Annotated in this window: 19 protein-coding genes; 3 read left to right on the forward strand and 16 right to left on the reverse strand. The window is 68.2% G+C overall.

The window, feature by feature from the left end:
• Window positions 1-252 precede the first annotated feature (252 nt).
• From ACZ4TG_RS37875 to ACZ4TG_RS37950, 16 genes are all read right to left on the reverse strand, one after another.
• Entirely contained in the window at window positions 253-1,650 is a 1,398-nt protein-coding gene (locus tag ACZ4TG_RS37875; RefSeq protein ID WP_468172921.1) for a hypothetical protein, read from the reverse strand.
• A 514-nt stretch (window positions 1,651-2,164) separates the two neighbouring features.
• Window positions 2,165-4,450 carry a type IV secretory system conjugative DNA transfer family protein gene (locus tag ACZ4TG_RS37880; protein ID WP_468172924.1) on the reverse strand — a complete coding sequence of 762 codons (2,286 nt, stop codon included), beginning with the start codon at window positions 4,448-4,450 and terminating at the stop codon, window positions 2,165-2,167.
• The gene (locus tag ACZ4TG_RS37885) at window positions 4,447-5,148 is read right to left on the reverse strand and encodes a hypothetical protein (protein ID WP_468172927.1); all 702 of its coding nucleotides are present in this window, start codon (window positions 5,146-5,148) and stop codon (window positions 4,447-4,449) included. Before ACZ4TG_RS37885 ends, ACZ4TG_RS37880 begins: the two co-directional genes overlap by 4 nt.
• 610 nt (window positions 5,149-5,758) lie before the next feature.
• The gene (locus tag ACZ4TG_RS37890) at window positions 5,759-7,606 is read right to left on the reverse strand and encodes a hypothetical protein (protein ID WP_468172930.1); all 1,848 of its coding nucleotides are present in this window, start codon (window positions 7,604-7,606) and stop codon (window positions 5,759-5,761) included.
• Between the two features lie 442 nt (window positions 7,607-8,048).
• Window positions 8,049-8,357, reverse strand: a complete 309-nt coding sequence (locus tag ACZ4TG_RS37895; protein WP_468172933.1) for a hypothetical protein — start codon at window positions 8,355-8,357, stop codon at window positions 8,049-8,051.
• Between the two features lie 832 nt (window positions 8,358-9,189).
• A complete protein-coding gene (locus tag ACZ4TG_RS37900) occupies window positions 9,190-9,942 on the reverse strand; it encodes a nuclease-related domain-containing protein (protein WP_468172936.1) in 753 nt (250 codons plus the stop codon).
• A gap of 21 nt (window positions 9,943-9,963) precedes the next feature.
• Window positions 9,964-10,803, reverse strand: a complete 840-nt coding sequence (locus tag ACZ4TG_RS37905; RefSeq protein WP_468172939.1) for a hypothetical protein — start codon at window positions 10,801-10,803, stop codon at window positions 9,964-9,966.
• Window positions 10,804-10,896: 93 nt separating this feature from the next.
• Window positions 10,897-11,298, reverse strand: a complete 402-nt coding sequence (locus tag ACZ4TG_RS37910; RefSeq protein WP_468172942.1) for a histone-like nucleoid-structuring protein Lsr2 — start codon at window positions 11,296-11,298, stop codon at window positions 10,897-10,899.
• 65 nt (window positions 11,299-11,363) lie between these two features.
• Window positions 11,364-12,665: a peptidase M23 gene (locus tag ACZ4TG_RS37915; RefSeq protein WP_468172944.1), complete on the reverse strand. Its 1,302-nt coding sequence runs from the start codon at window positions 12,663-12,665 to the stop codon at window positions 11,364-11,366.
• 3 nt (window positions 12,666-12,668) lie between these two features.
• Window positions 12,669-13,460 (reverse strand): hypothetical protein, encoded by a 792-nt coding sequence (locus ACZ4TG_RS37920; RefSeq protein WP_468172947.1) that lies wholly within the window; start codon window positions 13,458-13,460, stop codon window positions 12,669-12,671.
• The gene (locus ACZ4TG_RS37925) at window positions 13,457-15,631 is read right to left on the reverse strand and encodes a hypothetical protein (protein WP_468172950.1); all 2,175 of its coding nucleotides are present in this window, start codon (window positions 15,629-15,631) and stop codon (window positions 13,457-13,459) included. The genes ACZ4TG_RS37920 and ACZ4TG_RS37925 overlap by 4 nt, the downstream gene beginning before the upstream one ends.
• A complete protein-coding gene (locus tag ACZ4TG_RS37930) occupies window positions 15,628-16,245 on the reverse strand; it encodes a hypothetical protein (RefSeq protein WP_468172953.1) in 618 nt (205 codons plus the stop codon). The genes ACZ4TG_RS37925 and ACZ4TG_RS37930 overlap by 4 nt, the downstream gene beginning before the upstream one ends.
• Window positions 16,242-18,773, reverse strand: a complete 2,532-nt coding sequence (locus ACZ4TG_RS37935; RefSeq protein WP_468172956.1) for an ATP-binding protein — start codon at window positions 18,771-18,773, stop codon at window positions 16,242-16,244. The genes ACZ4TG_RS37930 and ACZ4TG_RS37935 overlap by 4 nt, the downstream gene beginning before the upstream one ends.
• Before the next feature lie 54 nt (window positions 18,774-18,827).
• Entirely contained in the window at window positions 18,828-19,379 is a 552-nt protein-coding gene (locus tag ACZ4TG_RS37940; RefSeq protein WP_468172959.1) for a hypothetical protein, read from the reverse strand.
• Window positions 19,376-19,615 (reverse strand): hypothetical protein, encoded by a 240-nt coding sequence (locus tag ACZ4TG_RS37945; protein WP_468172962.1) that lies wholly within the window; start codon window positions 19,613-19,615, stop codon window positions 19,376-19,378. Before ACZ4TG_RS37945 ends, ACZ4TG_RS37940 begins: the two co-directional genes overlap by 4 nt.
• A gap of 41 nt (window positions 19,616-19,656) precedes the next feature.
• Complete coding sequence (locus ACZ4TG_RS37950) at window positions 19,657-20,511, reverse strand: conjugal transfer protein (protein WP_468172965.1); 855 nt, start codon at window positions 20,509-20,511, stop codon at window positions 19,657-19,659.
• Between the two features lie 407 nt (window positions 20,512-20,918).
• On the opposite strand from ACZ4TG_RS37950, the gene ACZ4TG_RS37955 reads away from it, so the two are divergent.
• The 3 genes from ACZ4TG_RS37955 to ACZ4TG_RS37965 all read left to right on the forward strand — a co-directional run bounded on the left by ACZ4TG_RS37955 (window position 20,919) and on the right by ACZ4TG_RS37965 (window position 24,028).
• Window positions 20,919-21,350, forward strand: a complete 432-nt coding sequence (locus ACZ4TG_RS37955; protein WP_468172968.1) for a helix-turn-helix domain-containing protein — start codon at window positions 20,919-20,921, stop codon at window positions 21,348-21,350.
• Window positions 21,351-21,761: 411 nt separating this feature from the next.
• Complete coding sequence (locus ACZ4TG_RS37960; RefSeq protein ID WP_468172971.1) at window positions 21,762-22,958, forward strand: ParA family protein; 1,197 nt, start codon at window positions 21,762-21,764, stop codon at window positions 22,956-22,958.
• A complete protein-coding gene (locus ACZ4TG_RS37965) occupies window positions 22,955-24,028 on the forward strand; it encodes a ParB/RepB/Spo0J family partition protein (protein ID WP_468172974.1) in 1,074 nt (357 codons plus the stop codon). Before ACZ4TG_RS37960 ends, ACZ4TG_RS37965 begins: the two co-directional genes overlap by 4 nt.
• Window positions 24,029-24,271: the final 243 nt, after the last annotated feature.

Below are 24,271 nucleotides of genomic sequence, written 5' to 3' on the forward strand. Positions count from 1 at the left end.
CCGAAGGCCACTCAGGGGGCGGCGTTTCCGCTAGTCCGCCCCGCGCCCGAAGGGCGCTTAAAGGGGCGGACCCCAGCCGCTTGCGGCTGTCCATTTCCGGCCGCCGAAGGCGGCCGGCGCCGGCCCACGGAGTGGGCCGGCCAATAGGGCTGTCGCCCCGTAGGGGTGTCCTTTCCCGCACCGGGGCGCGGGGCCCTCGGTCGTGGTCCGAGGGCCCCGCGTCTGTCGTTGTTGCCTGGCCGCTCGGCGGGTTTACATCGTCTGGGCGAGTGCGGAGTTAAGTCGAGCCATGGCGGCACGGCTGCACAGCGGTCGAAGGACCTCGATACCCGCCCTGATCGCCTCGGTGTCGCTGACGGGGACATTGGTCAACAGGACCATCTGCTTACCGTCGGGGAGGGGGTTGGGCAGGCGGTTGCGGAGGTAGCGGCTGTAATAGGCCCGCGTGGGGGTGATGACATCGCGGGGCTTCTGGGGGAGCATCACGGTTCCCGTGTTGGCCTCTGCCGATGAGATCGCGAACTCGGTGAGCAGTTCGCTGATGGTGAGGTAGCCGTATGTCTCGTGGCCCTCGCTGGCGATCCACTTTCGCCATACGGCCGCGCACTGCTCGTTGCCGTTCTCGGCGGACGTGAGCAGATCGATGATGGCGGCGTCGGTGCATTCGTCGAAGATGTCACCGTCCATGACGTAGTGGTCTCCATACGGCTCGCTGACGGTCTCCAACAGTGCTCGCTGTCGCGGGGAGATCCGTTCGGTGAGCGTGAAGTGAACGCGCTTGTGACCGGCTGCCGCGTCGATCCAGTCGGTGGCCAACTGTCCTTCGAGGTGGGGCAGGAATCCGAGGATTCCGGAGCGCCACGCGTCCTTGCGGAAAGTGATGTAGTGGCGCTGGATCTCGCGGAACAGGCCGATCGGTCCGGTGATGACGGCGCTGGTCCTGGGGTCGATGTTCTCAAGGGCGACGATGCGGGAGTTCTGGCGGACGGTCGGGTCGTCGCCGGAGTGGTGGTACGGGTGGCGGCCATCGCTCAGGTACTGCGGGGTGAACATCCGGACGAACTGAAGCCATCCGCGATGCGTGAAGGTGTGAGTGACCGTTTCGTGAAGGGTCGCGGCGTTGACGGTGAGAACGTCGCGATAGGCGAAGTGACCGCCGGGCTTGAGGATGGCGGGCAGGGTCTGCATCATTTCGTGAATTCCCCGGTACCCGCTGCCGTAAGAGTAGAGCTCATGCAGGAGTGCGGACGCGGCGATGATGTCCGGTCGCTGGGCAACGATGGTGGAGAGGTCCTGCGCCAGACCGCTGACGAGGGTGCAGGTTCCCAACCCGGCCCCCTTGTAGTTGTCGATGGCACGTGCGAGAGCATGCGAGACGATGCCGGGGGCCTCGATCAGGGTGACGTCCAGCGTGCGGGGACCGTCGACGGCGTGGGTCAGGCTGTCGGTGAGGTGCTGAAGGGCAGCGCCGCCGCCGGGACCGATCTCGACGAGGTGCGGGGCGTCGGCCTTGGTTCGCCGAAGCGCGTCGAGAACCATCTGAATCTTCTCGGGGCCGTGGGAGTTCGTGCCCTCGTCGAGGTAACCAGCGGCGGACTTGGCGGTGGTGGCGAAAGCGTGCCCGCCCGCCGTTTCGATCTGCGCGGTCATTCTGTTCTCCGTGATGTTGAAGGTTTGGGGTGGTGCCGTGTCGGCCGGGGCTGTCATCCCCTTCCGACATCTCCTATTCTCGCTTATTTAAGGGTGGGCGTCCACTCCCTGGGCCCTCTAGGTGGGTGACTTGGGTCACATCTGTAGCGTCTGGGGCCGGTCCCGCCACCGGCCCGGAGTCGGCGGCGGCGGGCGGCGGGGGGTGGGGTGGCGGTAGTCGGCCGCAGGCCGGGCGGAGATGGCTGGTCCGGTGCGCGCAGCTTGCTGCGCAGGACCAGCCACCAGGCCGGTGAACGCGCCGAAGGCGCCCGGCCTGGCGTCCCGCGCTTGCGCGGGATGGTCTGGCGGTGAACGCGCCGAAGGCGCCCGCCAGACCACCCTGGAGGGCCGCCAGGCCCTCCAGGGCGTCTCCGCCCGGCCTGCGGCCGACTACCGCCACCCCACCAAGTGCTTACGCCGTAAGCACTCCGCCTCCTGACGGGGTGCTTACGGCGTAAGCACCCCAAAACCTCGATCAGGAGCCCCAGACATCAAGGGCTCGGCGGGGCGCGCTGTTCTCAGAGGTAGGCGCCGCAGGAACACCTCGGCTTCCAGCGCCAGAACCATCGGATCCCCCGGACTCCTCACCGCCACCAGTCGGATCTGTCCGCTCGGCCTGGTGCCGGCCGGCCGACCTTGAGGCCACATCCAGGCCGGCGCCGGCTTCACCGTCCGCAGAAGTCACGCTCACCTCCGCGGACACCCTGGGCTGCACAACGACCAAGGCGACGTCCTCGCTCGGCTTCTCCATCCGCCGGCCCGGTACCTGAATCGCCTTGCCCAGAGAAACCGGCTCAAAAGAGGTCGTCACTTCCGGCTCCGCTCCACGGTGCCCTCCCTCCAACAACTCTGCGGGCTCACCACTGCGGGAAACCGGATAACGCGGAGCGAGCGACATCCGAACGGTCCTGGACGTGTCCTCCGGGTAGCCGACCGCGACAATGGCCTCGCCGACACGAAGCTCCCTGAGCTCGTTCGGATGCACCTTGAACCGGTCGACCTGCCGCAGCGAACCGACACCGCTGCCCGCCGTCGTCGTACCGAGCACACCGATGTCGTCCTGTACCTGCAGCGTCTCCTCCCACCCTTCGTACGTCCCCAGCAACTGGGCGACCTGCTCGGCAGAGGCCTTCGTACGGTGCAGCAGCAGAACATTCGCGTTCGTCAAAACGGCGTTGAGGAAGGCGTCCGACACCTCCTGGAGGTCGGCCAGGTCCTGAGTACAGATCAGCAAGCCGCCGCCGGCCGCACGAAGCCTCTGGAAGAGCCCGCCCATCGTCGACCCGCCCAGTCCGCTGAACTCGTCGACGCCCGCAATGAACAGCCCACCGTCCTCTCCATAGCTCTCCGCGAGCAAGCGGTCCCCCACCGCTCCGAGATCGGTGAGGAAAAGGTTGCCGATCTGCCGAGCCGCCTTGGCATCCGTGTTCGCTGCGAGGGAGAACAAGACGATGTCTCCGCGGTGAACGGACTCGTAGAGGTCCACACCCCCCTCAGCCTCGATCAGAACCCGCCCCGCGTCACCGCTGACGAGATTCCTCACACGGGTCGCAAGACCCGGAATCGACCTCTTGAGATCCTTCGCTTCGGTGTCCAGATAGGTCAGGTAGTCAGTCACATCGCGCTGCACCCGCGCGGTGAGTTTGTCGGTCCGGCTCCCCAGAGCCTTCAGCGTCATCAGCCGCGCCAGATCAGGAAGGTCCCGCCGCCAGGCACGACGCGTGCCGTCGGGAAACATCTCCTGCACCTGCGCGGCCACCAAGTCGTCCAGCGCCCGAACCACGAAAAGAAGGAACTCCTCTGCGGCCTCCCGGTGGTGCGGTTCACTGAAGCCACCACCCGCGACCTGGTCCAAACACTCCACGATCCGACTACGGATCTGCTCAGCCGTTCCGTGCCGGATGGGGTTGTACGTCGTACCCGCACCGGTAATGGTCACCAACTTGAACCGGCGACCGGCATGCAAAGCCCCACCGTGCATCGCCTCGATCAGCTGCGGGTCGGCCTTCATGTCCGCGAAAAGAAACGCGATGCCCAGCGGACGCGCGTGCGGACTCACACACAGCTCGTACACCAGCTGCTCGATGGTCCGGGACTTGCCGTAACCGCTCGCACCAGGAATGAACCCATGCCGCTGCAAAGACCGGCCGGCTATCTCCGCGGGTTCTCCTGTCAGCTTGTCCACTCCGAGCCGCAATCGCAGATCATCCAGCGTCCGAGCCGGCCTACGGTCGTCGTTCTGCGCCAACCCCTGAAGCACCGACTCCAGCTTCTTCTCACTGACCGGCTCCTGAACAGCACGCCAATCAGCCTGGAACCTGGCCCGCCGGAGCAGCCACACACCCCCGACACCCAACGCGACCGTCACCGAAAACGGCAACTGATCCGCTACCCAACCCGGCCAACTCTCGACAACAAGATCCCCCAGAGCGGCCTGCTCCGAGCTTCTCCACATCCCGGCCGACAACTCACGATAGGGACGCAGATACCAGCGGAACGTACCCAGCAAGGCGCCGACAACAACCGTCACCCAGCCCACCCAGCACACCCACCGGCGAACCCTCTTCGTAAACCTCCGTCCGCCCGCAACCAACACCAACACCAACAGAGCCGCCACAGGATTCAGAACCGCCAGCAAAACCCCAGCCGCTCGGGCAACCGCCTCGCCACTGTTCGGATTGACCGGCTGGGAACCGTTCCACTGAGTCGCCGGACGGCCGGCAAGGTCCCCCCTGGTCTTCTGCCCGTTCGCCTTGCTCACTTCTTCAACCCCTCCCGGTCCCACACACGAAACGCGATCTGCTCCCCACGCCCCAACTCCAGCGACCTCGCGTTCGCCTCCGCTGCGGCCTGCTCCACGTTCCCCAGAAGTTCCGGCCAGGCCCAGTACATGACGAAATGAATGTGCTCGGCGTTCACATACGTCAGCATGTTCCGCACCAGCCGCGGACGCGGCTTCCGTGTCCGCTCCAGCTCATGAGCCCACACCACACCATCCGGAGCGACAGTCACCAGATCCGGATACCTACGACCCGAACCCGTCTCAGTGACCACCGAATACGTCGGCTCAGACGGACCCGTGTACTGGTTCGGCGTATCCCGAGAACGGATCTCCCGCTCGGTCACCAACGTGTAATCCGGTTGCGCCACCATCAACCGATGCGCCAGATCGATGACCGCCAGGTCGTGGTTGTACTCCTTCGTGTTCGGCGCCATCACGTTCCCGCTGATGTTCGCCGTCTCCATCCCCAAACGAGTCACCCAGAACGCACGAGACCGCTTCCCCGCCAGCGCACCCGTCTCCAGCAGCCCCATCGCAACAAGCGCGCGAAGCCTGCGGTACACAACCTGCTGAGACGGGAACACCGCATCAGCCTCAAACTGCCGCACCACTTGATCGCTCATCACACCCGGCCAACGACCAACCCAACGCAACAACATCAGGTCCCGATCAGTCACCTGCCAGTTCCTGCTACTCGGAACCCTCACCTCGCGAACAACCAACTCCACCGAACACTCTCCCCGAACTCGAACCGGCCACGAAACCCAAACCCACACGGACCCGATCTCACGACAAACCCAAACCCAAACCCAAACTCACCACAACACGCCAACTACCCCAACCAACAAACCCTCCGCCTCGCAACACAGACACCCAACCCCACCACTCCACCCCCAACCACATCTCCATCCCAACCAACAACCCCACCAACCCACTCCACTCTCTTCTTCTCTCTTCTCCCTCCTCTCCTTCTTCTCTCTGACTCCCCCACTCCTCCTCCATCCATCTCAAACAACATCACTCCCACTCACATCCACCTCAACCAAACTCCACTCTCCTACCTGTACCTCCTCCAACCTCCTTCATCTCAACTCCAATACCACCTACTTCTTTAGAGACTCTGTGAGTGGGTGGTCTCCTTCCCAGGCACACAAATCCGCAGGTCAAAGAGCCACCCGCACCACCACTACTAACACCCATCTTTACGCATCACTTTACACCCCAACGGCTAACATCCGGTTGCCATCAAGGGTTCTTGCTGCCGGAACTCCGGCCTTCGAGATTCGTCTAGGCGGCGGCTCCCTGGGCAGCCAGGTATCGTCGTTCGGCCAGCACTGCTACACGGGCCTCACGGAAGGCCGGCGGCAGGGCCGAGAATCTGGCCTTCCACTCAGACCTTCGCGTTCTGCGTTCGTCCTCAGTCAAGTTGCTCCACCAGACCTGACGGCGAACCTGATCATTCGCTGCACGACGAACCAAGGCCCTCTCCCGCTGTTCCTGCCACCTGCGGTTCAGCTCATCCCTCGTGGCCTGCCAGACCGCCTTGAACGACCTCCTCTCCCCCTCGATACGCGCGGCCGTAAGGCTCTTCCTCCGCTTGGCCTGGGATGTCTCTCGGGCCGCCCCTCCAGTCAGCTCCCACTGCCCTTTGCCCCTACGCCGGATGAGCCTCAGCTTCTGCAGGACACGCACGCCTGTCTCCACGTTCTGGAGCTGGGAGGCAGCCGGCTGGGAAGTGGAGGTGTAGCCACTGAGGTCGTAGAGAGTCCTCGTCGAGTGGGGGCCGGGGTGGAGGGCCAGGGTCGTAGCGAGGCTGTACCAGGAGCGGCTGGGCTCGGCCAGGGTGTGACTACAAGGTGGCTCAGTACTTTCCGCCCGGAAGTCCAGGGCGAGAAGGTTCAGGCTGTACTCGTTCGACGACTTGGTTCCCTGACTCTGGTCGTAGGTCTTCGTCTTGATGAGCACGCCGTCCTTCGCCAGCTGAGTCAGCGCACCCGCGATCGTGTTCCTGGACTGCCCTGTGTCGCCCTCCAGATCCCGCTGGGGCAGCGGGCAGTTGGCCAGACTCTGGCGGGCCATCCGATCCCCCACAGCCGCGAGCACACGTTCACGGCTGTGACGGGTCGCCACCGTCCAACCAGGCCAGACGAGCTCCCGCACGCCTGCCAGAAGCGGACCCGTAACACGCTTCCACCGGTCGACCGGAGACTGCTGAGTCCGGCTCCCACGTCGGCTGTCGACGAACTCGACAGCGGCGTTCCAGCAGAACTTCACCCACCAGGCGCGTCCACGCTGACGAGCACGAGCGAACCCACGGTGACGTGGGTCGGAAACCAGGCGCCACGCACCCTCCGCGTCATAGCCCGCCACGACCAGCCGAGCAGTGGACAACAACTCGCTCCGCGAACGGTCCAGGTAGTAGTCCACCCCCGGATTACGCAGACGCTCCCAGAACTCACCCGGCGGCACCTCTCGGAACTGTCGCTGCCACGGAGTCGCCGGGGTATCCCGTTGCATGAGGACCTGGTGACGTCCTGCAGGGATGTTCGAGGCCCATGCGGGAAACACGTTCTTGGCCCACTCGACCGTGCTCGGGAGTTCGGCCTGACCAGTTCTGCGGTGCGGGGCGGACAGAGGCCGAAGCGTGCGACGCCAGTCGATCTGACGCGGCGTCGCACCCCAGTGAACGCGGACGGTCTCAACCGTCTCCCTGAGCGCCTCGCGCGCCACACGCGTCTGCAGAACCGCGAGCAGATGCCAACGGCCGGCCCCGCCACCAGACCTACGAGTGACCCACCAGCCGCCGAGTTCATCGACTCGGGCAGTCATGTGCTCCAACGCGCTGACGCTCCAGTCGTCATCGCTGCCATCGATGTCGACAGCACACACGGACTCCCGGAGCGTCGCCACGTACGACGCGGCCCGGCCGCGGTTCACCAACGCAGCAGCCTCGCTGAGGAACTTGAGGGGCCGATCTGTCGCGACCTTTGCGTTACCCGAGTCGATGCAGAAGACAGGCGCGGAGAACAGCAAGTCGTCGAGGAGAAGCGCCGCGATCCGGACGCGCTCCTGCTCACGGGCAGCGTCATCAGCACCCAGCCGGGAGTCCGACGCGGCAACGGAGTAAGGGAACATTTGCTCGGCAAGAGCTGACTGAGGCGGGCCGAAACCGGCTTCGGATGTGACTGAAGAGCGTGTCACTGACACACCGGCTTCAGGCAACAGGGTGCCGACCCGGGGACGTGCGGCTATGATGTCTCCAGAGTTATGACGCGTCGGGTATCAGAGTTATGACGCGTCGGGGCAGTTATGCAGTTATGGCGCGTCGGGTATCAGAGTTTTCGTCGGGTATCAGAGTTATGACGTGTCAGGCAGTTACGCAGTTACGAGCAGTTATGAAGCGTCAGGCATCGCTAGCCCTCCTGGGGTGGGGACGCCGACGTGAATGTGGTGAGGCTCTGATCAGACATTTGGCCGCCAAAACCCTACGGCTGACAGTGCCTCGAGTTCAGTTGTTATTCGGCCCCGCGGGACATTCCCCGGGGCCGGTATCAGCTAATCGATATGCCCCCTACGGCTACCCGCCCCGGGGGAGGGGTTCGTCCCCCTCCTGCGCGGGCGGTTGAGTCACGCCCTCAAGCTCCTTGTTCACCATCGCCACCGTTCGGGCCCAGTCCAAGGGCTGATCGCCCCTGAGCACCAAGTGCTCAATGACGGTGTTGATGAGACCTGCGGCAGCGAGGCGCGGGTGAATCTCCTTCAGCTTGGGCTTCAGTGCCTGCGCCACATCGGGCGGCAGGTTGATCGTGATGCGCCAGTCCTTACCGGACGCAGCGCTATAGGAAGACTCGCGGTTCGTGAGCATCCGCTTGTTACCACCGGCCATGACGCATATCTTGCCATCCCCGAAGTACGTGCATCACGACATACGCCCCTTCAGAGGGATGTTTTCTCGATTTACCTGGAGATTTACAGCTGTTTTGTCCAGGTTTGCCCAGGAAAACTGGGGCGTGATGCATCGGAAGTCATGTCAACCGCGTGACAGAGACTGCCTCGTGTGGGTGACAAGCCGTCAAGCGTGCGCGTGGGGCAGCCTCGGGTTGCCAGCCCGGCTGCTCGCCGCAGACAGGACACTCAGGTCCGTGGTCCCGGCCCGAGGTTGCGCCGTAGCGACGTCTGCGCGGTCTTCGTACACGCGGCGGGCTGCTGAGGGATCCCGCCGACAGCCCGCTCAACGACCGTAAGACGGCGGGTGGAAGGCGCAACCCCGTCGTCGAGGAGGGGGTTCGGTCCGTGCCCCAGAGGGCGGCGCGTGGTGGTCACCGCCGCAGTCTCGCAGCCGACCCCTGTCGGCTCGTTCGCTGGGGCGGCGGCTAGCTCCTGAACCGTGACACCTTTCCAAGGATGCGGGCGTAGCTTCGGAGCATGGCTACTGAGCACCTGGGCGACCGTGTCGCGAGCCTGCGCCGGCTTGCCGATCTCACCTGCTGGTGTCGGCGGCAACGTCGTACGCACGAAGCGACGACTACGAAACAGCCCAGTGGGCATCAGTGATCACGCAGGCGGATATCGGCGCGAGGGTACAAGACGCGTCGGGGCGTGTCGGCATTCTGTGCGACGTCATTCATGACTACGAAGATCCCGCCGAGCCGCCGGCGAAGCGCCGAACACCCTGAGCTATGCGGAAGTCGCGGCGACCTTGGGCAGGAACGACCGCGTCACGTCTTGGGCGGGAAGGCTCTTTCGGCCGCAGCGGCCACCAGCTCGACCTGTTCCGGGGAGAGAGTCCTGCGCTGGCGGCGCAGGTGCCGGGCGAGCCTCGCCGCCTCGATGACCACGATGCCGTCGAAGGCGATGACGCCGCGGCGGCCGACGGGGGCGCCCTGGACCGCGATGATCGGCTGGATGCCGAGCCCCAGCCCGTCCAGGGGACCGCGCAGGGCCTCGGTCATCCGGCGGACCTCCCAGTGCACGGTCGAGACGGTCCGGTTCTGGGCGTGCGTGCCGTACCAGAGCGTCGCGCCGTCGCGGCTGACCGCGACGCGGGCGCCCTTGGCCTGCCAGTTCTTGGTGTCGATGTACGCGATGCCCCAGCGGCCTATGGCGATGTGGTCCAGGTTCGCGGACCTGCCGATCGCCCGGTCGTGGAGGATGACGGCGCCGGCGCGGGACAGGGGACGCAGCGCTCGTGCGGTCCTGCGCTCGCCCTCGGCGCCGGATCGCCAGGCCCTGACGTGCTGGGGGGCGGCGAACGAGCCGGCCCACGCCAGCAGGACGGCGATGGCGACGGCGTGCCCGTACAAGGGCACACCGAGGGTGTGCCAGCCGATCCACCAGTCCAGGGCCGCCGCCAGGACCAGGACGACGGGCAGGCCGGCCAGGAAGCGGCGGCGGGACCTGGACCGCCACGACCGCAGCCGCCTGCGGTACTCGTTGGCGGCCGACTGGCCGGCGCCGACGCTCGTGGGCACGTGTTCCCCCTCGGTACGTGGTCAGGTGGCGGCGGGCAGTCGCGCCGCCAGGCGGCGGGTCTTCTCTCCGACGGCCGGCTCGACGCCGGTCAGCGTGAGCACCCGCAGGAGTTCGTCGGCCCACCGCGCCGCGGTGGCGGGGTCGTGGGCACCCGGGTGCCGGGCGGTGGGCTGCGCCAGGAGCCTCCAGAAGGCGTGGGCGTTGCGGGCGAGCCGCAGCGTCTCCTGCTGGGGGGCCTGGGCCTGGTGGCGCCGTTCGGCCGTCCGCAGGTGCAGCTCGAGGGCGGTGGCCCACTCCTGCCGCAGGGCCGCCAAGTAGGCGCGGAAGGCCAGGGCGTTGACCGTGTAGGGGTGGACCGGTCCGAAGGCGTCGTCCAGGGCGTCCTCCAGGTCCTCGGACATGACCGCGGCGGCGGCCCACTCGCCCGCCGCCACCGCCGCCTGCGCCTTGTCGAGCATCTCCCGGTACTCCGGCGGCGGCGGGTCGTCCCAGCCCGTTTCCGGCTCGGACGGCTCCGCAGGGACCGGCCGGGGGGCCGGCGCGGGCACGTGGGGCGCCTGGGCGACGACGGGTGCGGGGGCCGGGGGCACGGGATGCGGGCGGGAGAGCGGGGTGACCTCGCCGTCGTAGTCGACGATCAACGGCCATACGGAACCGTCGGGTTCCTTGGCGTTCACGCGTACCGGACGGCCGCGCTGGGCAGCTCGCAGCTGCACGTCGGCCAGCGCGGCGTCACGGGTGTCCTGACCGGGGTTTCGGTGCACTGCCTGCCCGTCGACGCTTGCCTCGCCGTCCTCGTGGACCACGATGGTGTAGACGGGCGTGAGGGGCACCTGGTCAGGGTCCGTCACAACAGGCATCTCTCACTCCTCCGTTCGCGCAGGGTCCCTGCGCCGCCGCCCGTGCCGGTGGCCCTGCCGCGAGGGGCGGGGCCACCGGCACGGGCGGACAGGTCAGCGGCCGATGTACGGGTTCTCGTGCGCGGCGGGCGCCGGCTGGGGCGGCACCGCGGCGACGGCCTCCGGTGCGGCGGTCTGCTCGGCGGCGTAGGCGTCGCGCAGTTCCTGCGGCACCGGGCCCGAGCGCGGAACCTCGCGCCCCGCCTTCCTGGCCCACGCTCGGATGCGCTGGTCGCCCCCGTCCGCCTTGGGCTTGCCCGGCCCGCGCTTGCGGCCGGCGGCCTGCCGGGAACGGGCCGCGGCCAGCAGCGGGCCCAGCAGCTTGTCGTACTCCTCGACGTGAGCGGCGCTCAGGTCGACCTCGTACTCCTTGCCCTTCCAGGCGAAGCCGATCCGCTCGACGCCCTCGGTGCTCCGACCGTCGAGGTCATCGACCAGAATTACCTTTTCGGCCATGGCCGTGCTCCTTTGTTCTTCTTGCGATGATCTCAGAGGGGTGTGACCAGGGAAAACGGTGGCCCTCAGCCTCCGTTGGGGAAGTACGGCGGGGCCCAGCCCTCGTACACCGCGCCCCACTTCCTCTCGATCTCCTCGGCGGGGACGATGCTGATGCGTCCGGGTTCGCGGATGTCGTTCGAAGCGATCATGCCGTCCCCGACATAGAGAGCGACGTGACCCGAGCGACCACTGGTCCGCCAGTACAGCAAGGCCCCCGGCGGCGGGTTCCTGTCCTTGGTGTGCCGCATGGACGAGGGCATGGACCAGTAGTGGTCGATGGCATGCCCGGTACCGGCGGAGTCCCACCCGTAGGACTGCGCCGTGAACTTCAGGCACCACTGGAACCACTCCAGGGAGCCGCTGTCCGCCTCCCGCTTCGCCCAGGCGATGGCGTCCTGGGTGGACCGGCGGTTTTGGACCTCTGCGGGCCAAGGGGCGTTCGCATCGTGGAACTTCTCGCCCGGCTTGCCCGGCTCCTGCGATCCGCCACTGCCGATCTCCTTGCCCTTGCAGCGGTCGAGGACGCCCTCCTTGGGGCGTTCGGTCGTCGACGGCGGAGCGGAGTAGCCACTGGGGTAGGCGCCGGGACCGGGGGGCACGGGCCCTGAGGACCCCGGAGCCCCGGTCCCGGTCCCGGTCCCGGCCCCGGCGCGGCCGGTCCGTTCGAGGTCGAGAGAGGCCTCGCGCGCGATCCGGCGGGCCTCGGACTCCTGGCCCGTGTAGAGCGTCGGGTAGGCGCTGCGCTGGACCTTCTGGGCAGCTTCGCCCATCGGCATGCTCTCCCACCCCGATATGTCCGTCAGACCCGGCGGGTCTCCGTTGTCGCCCGCGACGAAGCCCTTGCCGAGGAGGAACATCTTGGTGGAGTAGTGGGGATCCATGATCTGCTGGATGGTGCCCCAGCCGGTCGACGTGCGCTGCTGGAAAAGGCCGACGCTGTCGAGGTCACCGTGGTCCAGGTTGATCAGCGTGGACTCCTGAAGCGCGGTCATCAGCGCTATCAGGGTGGCCCGGCCGGACAGCCCCGCTGCGGCCGCCTCCGCGTCGATGATCTTGGCATTGGCCAGTTGCTGGGCCCGTATGCCGCTGTTGGGGTTGCCTCCCCCGCTGGTGCCCTTGTCGTCACCGTTTCCGTACTGCGAGTCCGGCTGGCCCGCAGAACCACACGACCCGACCGAGGCCTGGCTGCTGCCCGCGATGCTGCCGATGATGCCGAGGGCCACGAGGAAGACGAAGAAGAGCACGGCTGCCGGGACGACGAGCTTGAGCATCGCCCCCCGGCGCGCCACCCCCGCGGCCATCATGATGGCCTGGCGCGAACTCACAGGTCAGACCCCCAGCACCCGAGAAACGCTCCAGCCCTTGGAGCCGGACGTCATCTCGACCTGGAACACCTGCGTCTGCTCGTACTTGTTGTAGCCGTCGACGTGCTCCTTGACCGTGGCCTGCCGCCACACCCGCAACGGGGTGTCCACGGGCAGCCCTTCGGAGGCCTTGCCCACCTCGACCGACAGCACGGTCTGGATGCCGCCGTTGGATATGAGCTCGTTCCAGAGGCGGTCCTCGTTGGCGCCGAGGTTCTTCGCGAGCGCCTCGGTCATCCAGGGGGCCGCCCGTTCCACGACCGTCCTGTGGGCGCGGTCCAACGGCGGATTACGGGTCAGGTAGACCTTCGCCCACCCCTTGACCGTGTTCTCCGGCGTGGCGAGGTCGACCGGCACCGCGGGCGGCGCGGACGACGACGGCGCGGACGACGGCGCCGCCGCGCTCGGCACCGCGCTCGCGGCGGGCGCCGAGACCGAGGGAATCGGGCTGCTCGGAGCCGCGGCGGCCGGGATACCGCGGTCGTCGTCACCGAGCCAGTGCGTCGCCCCCCAGCCCACGGCGAAGATCGCCACGATGACGATCGCGGCGCCCACCGGCGTCATCGGCTCACGGCGGCGCTCCTCCTCCAGCACCCTGCGGGTCGTCGCCTTCCGGGCACGCTTGAGCTCCTGGCGGGCCCTGCGCCGCTCACGGCGCTTGCCCGTACGGGCCTCCTCCGGGACCTCGTACTGCTCCTTCAGCAGCTCCCGGAACTCGGCCGCGGTCCTGGGCTTCTTCTTCTCCTCGTCGCTCACTGGTTCCCCCTGCGCCGGACGCCCGGCACCGCCATGCGGCGGCCGGTGGTACGGGTGGCCCGGCCGGCCTCGGGCCGTGCCGGATTCGGGCCCGTCGAACCGGCCGCGCGGGGCGGGCGGTTCGGGGTACTGCTGATCACCTTGTGGCGGATCAGCTTCGGTGCAGGCCGGCCGGCCTCAGGGGCCGCTCGGAAGGCGAAGTTGGCGCTGCCCCCCGCTTCCGGACGCAGGGTCGCCGAGGGACGCCCGGCGGATACCTGCACGGGCTGCGGGGCGGCCTGCGCCGCAGGTCCCTGGCGCACACCGTTGGCAGCGGCCGTACCGGGCCGGGCCGAGGCCGCCTGCGCACCCGCCGACGTGCCGCTGCGCTGGGCGGAGCTGCCCGCCGGCAGAGCCGGGCGGGCACTCTGGCCGGAGACCTCGGTGGGACGACGGCTGCCCGGGATGGCCTTCGCCGGCCCGTCGGCGACGGAACGGCCGGTGGCCGGCACGCTCGACGCGGGCAGCTCCGGACGGCTGGTCAGCGGACCGACCGCCGTACGGCTGTTGGATCCGGGCAGGGAAGCCGCGGCGCTCTGGCCCGAGGGCAGCGGTGGCATCGGACGCCGGGACCCGGAGAGCGCGCCCGGCGAACCACCGCCGGGCAGCTGCGGGGTACCGCCGCCCATGGGACCGCCGCCGCCACCGCCGGGCTGACGGCGCGGGAACCGCGGGAGGCGCGGCGCGCGCATCGCGACCATCCCCCGGCCCGCGAGCTTGGTCAGGCCCCAGCCCGCCTTGGCGGCTCCACGGGCGGCCATGAGCCCGCCGAGGGCGGCGGCGGGCGAGCTCATGCCGGTCACGCCCACGATCGACTCCATGATGCCGCGGAACTTGAACGCCACGATGGCCGCAGCGACGGAGATGCCGGCCGAGGCCGCGTATCCCAGCGAGCCCATGGACTTGGTCGCGGCGGTCTCGATGACCAGGACCGCCCCGAGGACCATGGTGGAGATGCCGCTCTGCAGCGTGAAGCCCAGCAGGGTGTCGAAGAACCTGATCCCCCATGTGCGGGGACGGCCCGGAATGATCCAAAGGCAGGCGAAGATCACCCCGCTGAACAGCAGCATCAGCGCTCCGAGCAGCGAAGCGAGGCTGGCGAACGCCAGGCCCAGCAGCAGCGCCGCGAAGAGCACGACACAGATGAGGGCCGGAACCGTGACCATGACGCGGCCGATGGGAGTGTGGCCCTGTCGCCACGTCACGGAGTCTTCTCCGACCGCGCCCTTGGTCACCTTGTCCTGCAGCCACTCCTTGCGCTTGCCCTTGAGGACGCCCTGGTCGATCAGATCCTTTCCGTGCTCCTTGCAGGCCGCGACCGAGCCGAACTCAGCGACGCACCAGGGTGTGACGACGAAGGTCCGCCAGACGGCGTCGCCACTCTTGCGGAGCATGTTGTCGCGCTCGCTGGTGCCGTAGCTGGGCTCGTATCCGAGATCGATCGGTTCCTTCGTCCCGTCGCCGATGCCGGCGTCGGTCGCGTTCATCGCGACGGACGCTCCGACGTTGCGGACGCTGTCGATTCCGCTGATCCACGTCGACGGCGAGAGGAGGAGGGAGAGGGAGAAGACCGTGGACACCGCCACCCAGCCGATCTGGCCCAGGGCGCTGCCCGACGCCTTGCGGTGGTTGGCCCACGCGACCAGAGCGCCGATGGCCATAGCCGAAGGCAGCAGGGTGGTCGTCAGCGTGCCGGAAGCGGCGCCGATCGACTTGGCGATCGCGTTCTCGATTTCGGGGATCGACGTCAGGTTGAAGACCCACTGCACGATCATCACGCAGGCGCTGCCGATGGTCGCCGTCAGAGCCATGCAGATGTCCGCGGGCAGCTCCAGGATGGGGTCGAAGACGTCCCACATCCCGTAGTCGCTGTCGAGCGTGAAGAGAAGAGGGTTCCCGTACTCCTCGTACAGGGTCCCCTTGCCCTGCCGGGGGATCTTGGGCGACGGCAGCAGATCTCCGACACCCACGGGTGTGATGTCCCGGGCCCACGCGGACTGGGCCGTGACCATGAGGGTGACGTAGACCCCGAGGATGGGGACCAGTACGTTCCGCTTACGGGGAAGCCGGAAGTGCTGCAGTCGTATCAGCAGACGGAGCACACTGAACCGGTAGGTCTTCGGCATGTTCACGATCCGCTCCGCATCAGGGCGTCGTGCACCGGGTTCCCGTGGGCGATGTCGGAGTCGAAGATGTCCTCCGACTGGTCCACCAGCCACTGATCGCCCTGCTGAACCAGCCGTAGGGCCTCCCGGCTGACGCTGGAGCCGCTCGGCGATGTGACCGCGTACTCGACCTTGATTCCGGTACCCGCCGGGTGGCTCTTGCTGGCGGCCACCGTGACCGGGCTGCCTGCCTGGACCGGGCCCGTCTCGGCCCGCTCCGGGCCGCTGGGGCTGGAGACGCCCTTGGGCTCGATGGTCCACCCCTCGGGCAGCCCGTGGTTGTCACCGCTCTGCGAGGCGGACGGCGTCGGGGAGGGTGAAGGCGTGGGCGTCGCCTTCGTGTTGGCCGCCACACACGACTCGGCCGTTCCGCCCCGGTAGCGCTCGGTCCGCAGGGCGCAGACGCGCGGCCAGTCCTGGTGGTTGTGCGCCTCCTGGTAGACGCGGGCGGCCTCCACCGCCGCGGCCGTGGGGTCCTTGGGGGCCGCCGCGGGGGTGTCCTTGTCCCCGCCGTCGGACGAGCAGCCTGCGGCGGCCAGCACCACGCCCACCGCCAGCATGGTCATGACTGTGCGCCTCATACCTCTGCCTCCTCCTTCTCCAGGACCACGTGCTGCGGTTCTTCGGGGCTGTTGTCGGCCTTCGGGGTCGTGCTCAGGAGCTGGTGCAGGTGCTCCGACGGGACGTCGAACTGGACGGTGGCGTTGCTGAACCTCGGGTCGCGCATGATCGCGTGGCCGTGCCGGACGGCGTTGCGCCGGGAGGGGTCCAGGCCGATCGACTGGATGAGCTGGCGGGTGTGCGGCCCCTTGGGGAGGTCCAGCAGTTCGGCGAGCGCGTCCTGCTGTTCGGCGGTGGTCAGCTGGAAGCCGAACATCATGCTGATCTGCTCCAGCAGACCGGTGAGCTTGGCCAGCGACTCCACGTCCTGGGTGTCGATCACCAGGCCCATCCGCAGGGCTCGGCCGACACGGGCGATCCACTGGAGGAAGCTCGCCCCCTCACGGGTGGCCGTCAGCACGTGCGCTTCGGGCACCGCGATGGTCTTGCGCAGTCCGCGCAGGTCCTTGCGGGCGGCCATCGAGATGCCGAAGGCCAGCATGGAGTGGACCAGGGCCACACTCAGGCGCTGGTGCACGGACCAGTCCGTACGCTCGTCGTCCGGCGACGGCAGGGTGATGCCGGGGATCTGCACGACCCAGATGCCGGGCTCCGGCGCGATCAGCGTCTCGCCGGTCGGCCTGCCCATGAACGGGGCGCCGATGCCGGTCTGGGCGAGCTCGTACAGGGCCTCGCCGGTCTCGCGGGCCAGCTCGTCCTCGCTCGCGCGCAGGTGTGCGATGACCTTCCAGGTCGCCGGGTCGCCCTCGGACATGACCCAGTTGACGGCGCTCTGGATCGGCGTCTCGGCGCCGCGGTTGCGCAGGTGCTGCGGCAGCGCGATGCCGAGCTGGCCGGCCACCTCGGTCTGCGCGCGTTCCGCGCTCTCGCCGGTCAGGAGGGCGAACAGGTCGAACGCGCCCGCGTACTTGCTGGTGGCCTCGACCAGGTGGGAGTTCAGGCCGTAGTGCTCGCCGGCGGCGGCGAGCCCGCCCATGTCGCCCTTGAAGTCCAGGGCCAGGACGAACGACCCGCGGAAGGCGGCGTCCAGGAGCATCAGCATCATGGCCGTCGTCTTGCCCCGGCCGGAGCGGCCGACCATGGCGGTCGTCGTCGCGTCGCCCCGGTCCGGGCCCGCCGTGAGGTCGGCGCGGACCACGCCGGGCGTGGTGCCCGTAAGGAAGCCGATGATGGGGCCTGTGTCGTCGCCGACCGCGGCGCCGCCCCAGAACCAGCTGCCGGCGAGCGCGCCGACCGTACGGGTGTGGGAGAGGTCGGGAACGCGCAGGCGGTCGCCCGGCAGGCTTTCGAGCCAGAGTTCCTTCTGCTCCTCGCTGCCGACCGAGCACTCGATGCCGAGGCCGCCGTAGTACGAGATCACGGCGTCGATCTTGTTGCGGAGGTCGCCGAGGGAGACGTCGCTGGATATGACCAGTCGGGGGTGGTCCTGGAGCAGGGTCACGTCCTCGCGCTTCATGTCGCGCGTGAGCATGGCCATGACCTCTTCGGTCTCTTCGATCTCCTGGGCGGTCTCGCCCGCGGAGTGCTTGGCCGCGCTCTGGCGCTGTTCCTTGGCCAGCCGGCGCATCTCGTCGATCAGCTTCAGGGCGTCCCGCCGGTGCAGGACCCTGAAGCGGACGGACGGCTCGGGGTTGACCGGCAGGATCGCCACCTCGTCGTCGTCGAAGCCCTCCAGGGTGTCGTCGAGTTCGGGGACGTAGGTGATCTCGCTGACGGCCCGCAGCCATTCGCCGGGGCCGGGGGACTCCATCTCCTCGGGGAAGGTGTCCATGGTCAGGACCGAGGTCCAGGCGGCGACCTCGCCCTTGCCGTCGATGACGCGTACGTGGTCGGGGTAGGGGACCACCCGCCCGCGGGTCAGTGTGGCGATCTTGGAGCCGGAGATCACACCGGCCGAGTTCGGGCTGGGCAGCGCGCTGAGGCGGTGCTGCTCGCGCGCGATCATCCAGGCCAGCATCTCGACCGGGGCGAGCTCCGCCTGCCACGGCGTGGACTGCAGTTGTCGGCCCAGGCGGCGGGCCAGGGCGTCGAGGCGGGCGAGTTCGCGCTGCGGCACGGCGTGCGTGCGGATGCCGAGGGCGTCCTGGAGGCTGGAGCGGCCTCGTGCCTGCGCCTGCGTGGACCGCTCCTGGATCCGGACGCCCAGCAGCAGGTGACGGGTGGGCAGATCGAGCTGCTGCAGGCGCTCGACCCTGATCTCGGCCCATGCCCGGTGGTCGCCGGCGCTGAACAGTTCCTCCGCCTCGGCCCGGTAGTCGTCCGCGTTCAGCGGGCTCCACAGGACGCGCAGGTGGCAGTCCATCCCGGCCAGCGTGCGGGCCAGCGTGCTCGCCACCTGGTCGTGCTCGGCGTCCCGGGCGGCCTCCGACATCAGGTCGGTGTTGCTGGTCCGCAGGGTGTACCACGCCTCGGCGTGGGTCTCGGTGACCAGCAGACCGTCCGAGACGGCCACGTACTTCGGCGGTGGCGCGCTGCGGTCCCCCGTCACGCCCAGAAGCCTGCCCACAGCCCTTGCGATCTTCATCCCCCGTACCCCTCTGCTCTACTTCTGCTTGCTGCCGGCGCGCTTACGGGCCCGGTAGACGGCGTCGGGGCCGTACAGCCTGGCCTTCATGTCGATCTGGACCTCACGGCCCGCTGTCTGCCGCGTCCGGTCCGCGCCGAACGCGCCCTCCAGGAAGCCCAGTCCGGGAAGTTCCGTGATCGCCTCGACGCGCTCGCCGAGCCGTCCGCGCAGCGGCAGCCACTCGGTGCGGTCCGCGGCCCGACGACCACCGTTGATCAACGGCCGGTGGCCGACGGCCAGGTACCGGACCATCAGCGCCCACTGGGTCAGGTTCCAGCGGCGCTCCTTCGTCCGGGAGCGCTGGGCACCGTAGAAGGTGAGGAGCGCGGGCGGGGCGAAGTAGAGCGTGAACGTGATCTGGGAGGGCATTCCGAAGACGAGGAACATGCCTCCGGTCCACACCAGGTAGACGACGGCGCCGGTGACCAGCAGCCGCCGGGAAGGACCTTCTCCGAGGTCCATGCCCAGGATCTCGTGCTGGCGGGTCTCCAGGTCGAAGTGGCGCGTGTAGGTGTGCCCCACCCTCATGCGCCGGCGACCTTGTTCCAGAGGTCGATCAGGAGCTGCTTGGTCTGGTCGGTCGCGAAGACGAATCCGGCGACGAGCACACCGGCGATGATGTGCCCGATCATCTCGCCCCACTCGCGCTTCGCGTAGTGCATGACGGCCCGGACCAGCAGGATGATCAGGAATATGTTTCCGGCGATCGTCTTGGTCCAGCCGAGCAGGTCGGCGCCGTTGGTGAGCGCAGCCAGCGTCTGCATGTGTTTCCCCTCGTTGTGTGACAGGCAGGTGGAGCGGGAGCTCAGGAGGCTCCGCCGTGGACTTTGGCGACCTGCCAGCGCTGGGCCGAGGCCGAGGCCACCCGGGCCAGGTCGACCCGGTAGGTCTGCTGCAGTTCGGCGGCACCGATCCGCCAGGTGACGAGGGCGGTTCCGGTCCGGGTGTCGCCGGATCCCTCGTCGACGTTCCAGCTCTGGACACTGCTCAGGGTCATCCCCGACGGCAGCGGCGCGATGGTGGCGCCCGGCGCCGAGATGCCCTCGGCCTCGCCCTTGGCGTACGCGGCGAAGAAGGTGTCCACGACCGTCTTGGTCTGCGCGGACATGTCCGCGTCGGCGTTCTTGACCGGGACGGCCGGGACGGTCGGTCCGGCCAGTGGCACCCCGACGAGGCCGGGCTGGCCCGTCACCACGGCACGGCCCGCGGTGATCAGCACGGGCACGTCCAGACCGACCCACTTCTGCTCGGCCGGCTTGGCGGGCTCCGGGTCCTTCGCCGGTACGGCCGGGACGTTCACGAGGACGTCGACGTGGACACGGGCGCGGGAGTCGCCCAGCTCGGTGACCGTGCCGGGCACGACGGCGCCGACGTCCTGCTTGCCCTTGGAGTTCCAGCCCTGCGTGGTGTCGAGGCCCTTGGGCATGTCACGGGCAAGGGACTGCGCACGGACCTGAGGCTTCGCCTCGTCCCAGGTCAGATAGCTGTGGGCGAACCGGCCGGCGACCGACTGCGCTTCCTGCGTCGGGTAGGTCGGACCCGCCTGCACCGGCGGCGGGGCCGGCGCGAGGGCCCGGTCCGGCCAGAACCACGACCGGACACCGGTCGCCACGGCCAGAGCGACGACGCCCCACAGAACGACCCGCCCCAGCTTGACCATGGCCTTGGTCCCGCTGCTCTCCTCCTCGACCTGCCAGGGAGTCGCCGGTCGGCGGCCTTCGGCGGGTTTCCGGGTTTGCTGAGCGTCATCTGCAACGGGTGCGGAGCGGTCGGACTGCACGCGCTTGCCGGCGGCCACCCAGGCCTGAGCGCCGACCGGGACCTTCGCGGGAACCGCGGCAGGACCCTGAGTGTCTGAAGGAAGGAGAGGTTCCGCAGCTCCGCCCGGAATCTGCGGCTCGGGCTCGGGCTTGGGATCCGGAAGGTTCAGAACCTTCCAGACGATCTTCTTGAACGTGCTCATCCCCCGATGACCTTCCCCCGTGATGGTCGAATGGACCAGGACAGTAGCCCGTCAATAACTGATCGTCAAAAAAGTATGTATCGCTGCGAGTAGAGTGCCTCGCCATGCGATCGGAGGCAGAGGCGAGACGCCTGAGGGGATGGCTCGTGCGCGAGCTGCGAGGGCTCCGGAACATCCCACAGACACAATTGGCGAGCGCCGTGGGATGCTCCCGAAGCGCCGTATCCATGTGGGAGACGAAGGGTCAGCGCCCCAGCCCCCGACACCTGCTCAAACTGGCCGGCTTTCTCGGGGTCGACCCGTCTGACCTGCTGGAAGAGCCATCCGGGGGAGGAACGTTGAGAGAACTGCGGGAGGCGCGCGGCCTGACCCAGAGCGACATCGCCCGCCTGGTCGGGGTTACTGCGGCAACGTACTGCAATGTGGAGACGGGGCGTCAGGGTCTCCCGAATCGGTGGGTTCCGCTGCTGCAATCCGTCTTCAATACAGACGAACAGGCCGTCAGAAGGAGCGCGGCCCGCGGACGGCGCGGATAATTCCTTTGTCGATAAACGAACAGGGAACACCGGATCTGGGGCAGCCACGAAAGAGGACTTTAACCCTTTCATGTGACGATCTTGCGGTATGTCCGGTTGCTCATCGGGCCTGCGCGGAATCGGCGCGGCCGTCGGTGGGCCGACCCCCCCGGTCGGAGGCAGCTTCGTTCAGCCGAGCGGCCGCCGCCCGCGCTGCCGCGGCTGCGACACCGACCGCTTGAGCGTCTCCGAAGTGGACGGGACCGCCCGGGGCTGGAGTTCACTGTGTCCGATCGCTAACACTCCTGCGTTCACCTTGCGGTGTGAGGCTTCTCGCGAGGGAGACAATGTCGTGTTAACTAACGCAGCCGAACGCCGACACGCCTCTGATAGCCCGTCCGATTGGATGTGTGCGCCAGTATGCTGCCGTGCATGTCCTCTCCGAACCCTGGAGGCGAGCGGGAAAAGCTGATCTCCAAGCTGCCCGCCCACCTCCAACAGAGCCTCAAGGTCCGCGCAGCCCAGCTCCAGACCGACATGCAGGACGCCGTGACCGCAGGCATCGAGTCCTGGCGCGGCTGCACGGAAGAGCTGCCCACCGTCAACACCGCGGGCGCCGACTCCTTCGGCACCTACCTCCCTGACGGTCTCTACGACGCCTTCAAGGAGGACTGCCGCGAACGCGGCGTCTCCTACATCCAGGGCCTGGCCCAGTCGGTCGCACTCTGGCTCGCCGAAAACCCTGCGGATACCCGGTCGGTGACCCGTCGCATCGTCGTCTGCAACCAGAAGGGCGGCGTCGGCAAGACCGCCGTGTCGGCGGGCCTCGCCCAGGCGCTCGCCGAGGGGCGGCTGGCCACCGGCCAGGCGCTCGACACCGCGCGGGAAGCGGCTGCGGCGGGACAGCGCGTCCTGCTCGTCGACTACGACGCACAGGGTCACCTCTCCCACCAGCTCGGCCTCAAGGCGGTCCCGGCCGGCGAGGAGAGCATGATCACGCACATGCTCCATCGTGAGCAGGCCAGGATCCCGCTGCTCGACCTGACCGTGGCCATAGAAGGTGACCGCTTCGGCGGGCGCCTTCGGATCCTTCCCGCCGCGTTCGACGCCTTCCTCCTCGACTCGGGGCTCACCGTCTTCCGCGGGCCTCGCCACGCCACGCTGGAAAGAGCGCTCGCCCCGGTCGAGGAGCACTTCGACGTCATCGTGATCGACTCCCCTCCGAGCCTGGGGCTGTCGATGGACGCCGCGTTGTACTACGCCCGCCAGCGGGACGACGAGAGGCCGGGATCGTCGGGGCTCGTCATTCCGGTCGAGGCCGAGGACACTTCCGCGCAGGCGTACGGCATGCTCATCCAGCAGACGGAGTCGCTGGCCCGCGACTACGACGTCCTCATCGAGCAGATCGGCCTGGTCGTCAACAAGTTCGACGGTCGACGGGGCTTCATCGCCACGTCCTCGCTGGAGAAGTGGAAGTCGCTCGGTACCCCGCCCGTTCTGGCGGTCGTGCCGGATCTCAAGGAGCAGCGTGAGGCGGTCCGCAAGCAGCTGCCTCTGCTGGATTACGCGCCCGACTGCGAGCAGGCGCACCAGATGAGGCAGATCGCCAGGAAGGTGAGGACGGTATGAGCAAGGCGGAGATGTTGGGCGAGTCGGCGACGTTCGACGCCGTGGCCCAGCCGATCAGCAGCCGTGCGGCCGCCTTCGCACGCTTCAACCACCAGGGGTCCGGGGCTCCGGCCGATCCTTCGGGTGCTCCAGGGTCGAGCCGGCTGCCGCTGGACGTCCTGACGCACAACCCGTACAACCCTCGGGAGGAGCTGAAGCAGGTCGACGATCTCGCGGACAGCCTCGCCGCTCGCGGGGTCATCCAGCCCCTCACGGTCGTCACGCGGGCCGCGTTCCTCAGCGCGCATCCTGAGCACGAGGAGGCTCTGACCGGTGCCGAGTACGTCGTCGTCGACGGCAACCGGCGGTTGGCCGCGGCCAACCGGGCCGGTCTCGACGAGGTGCCCGTGCACGTGGACGACTCCTTCGCCGACGACGCGGACACCCTGCTGGAGACCGCGCTCATCGCAGCCGTCCAGCACGAGGACCTCGATCCCATGGACGAGGCGAAGGCGCTCCAGCGGCTCGTGGACGTGCACGGATCCCAGCGGGCCGTTGCCCGGTCCCTCGGCAAGTCCAGCGGTTGGGTCACCCAGCGCATGGCGCTGCTGAAGCTCACCCCGGACCTGAGGCAAGCGGTGGAGGACCGGGCCCTTCCCGTGGAGGTCGCCCGCCGGGTGGGGCAGATGCCGAGCGAGGAGCAGCAGAACGCCGTCGACGCGGCTCTGGCCGAACGCGAACGGAAGAAGGAGCGTCGTTCGGCGGCGGGAGGTGCTTACGGCGTAAGCACCCCGGACGCTCCAGCCGTGCCGACGGCTCGGCCGTCCGAGGACGTGGCGGCCGAGCAGGGCATCGATGCGGTTCCAGGTGCCGGTGTGCGGCAGGAGGTTCTGTCCGCCGAGCCTTCCACGCCTCTTGAGGACGGTGGGGGCTCTGCTCCTGACGGCGCTCCGTGGGTGATGGACATCCGTAAGCTGCCCAAGGTTCCGTGGAACGACGGGGACGCGGTCGCCGATCTCGTCTTCCAGAAGATGGACATCGAGCAGCGGACGGTGCTGCTCGAACGTCTGCTGGCGGCGCACGAGGGCTGACACACAGCGTTTCGTCCCTGATGGCCGGTCTGCCGAGTACGGCGGGCCGGCCATCTGTGCTGTCGGGCAGCGCCACGCCGAACACGGTGAGGTGCTTACGCCGTAAGCACCCCACGACCACACCCCACGCCCAAGTCCCGACCCCAAGTGCTTACGCCGTAAGCACCCCACGACCACACCCCACGCCCAAGTCCCGACCCCAAGTGCTTACGCCGTAAGCACCCCACGACCACACCCCACGCC

Source organism: Streptomyces sp. NPDC028314 (assembly GCF_055565795.1).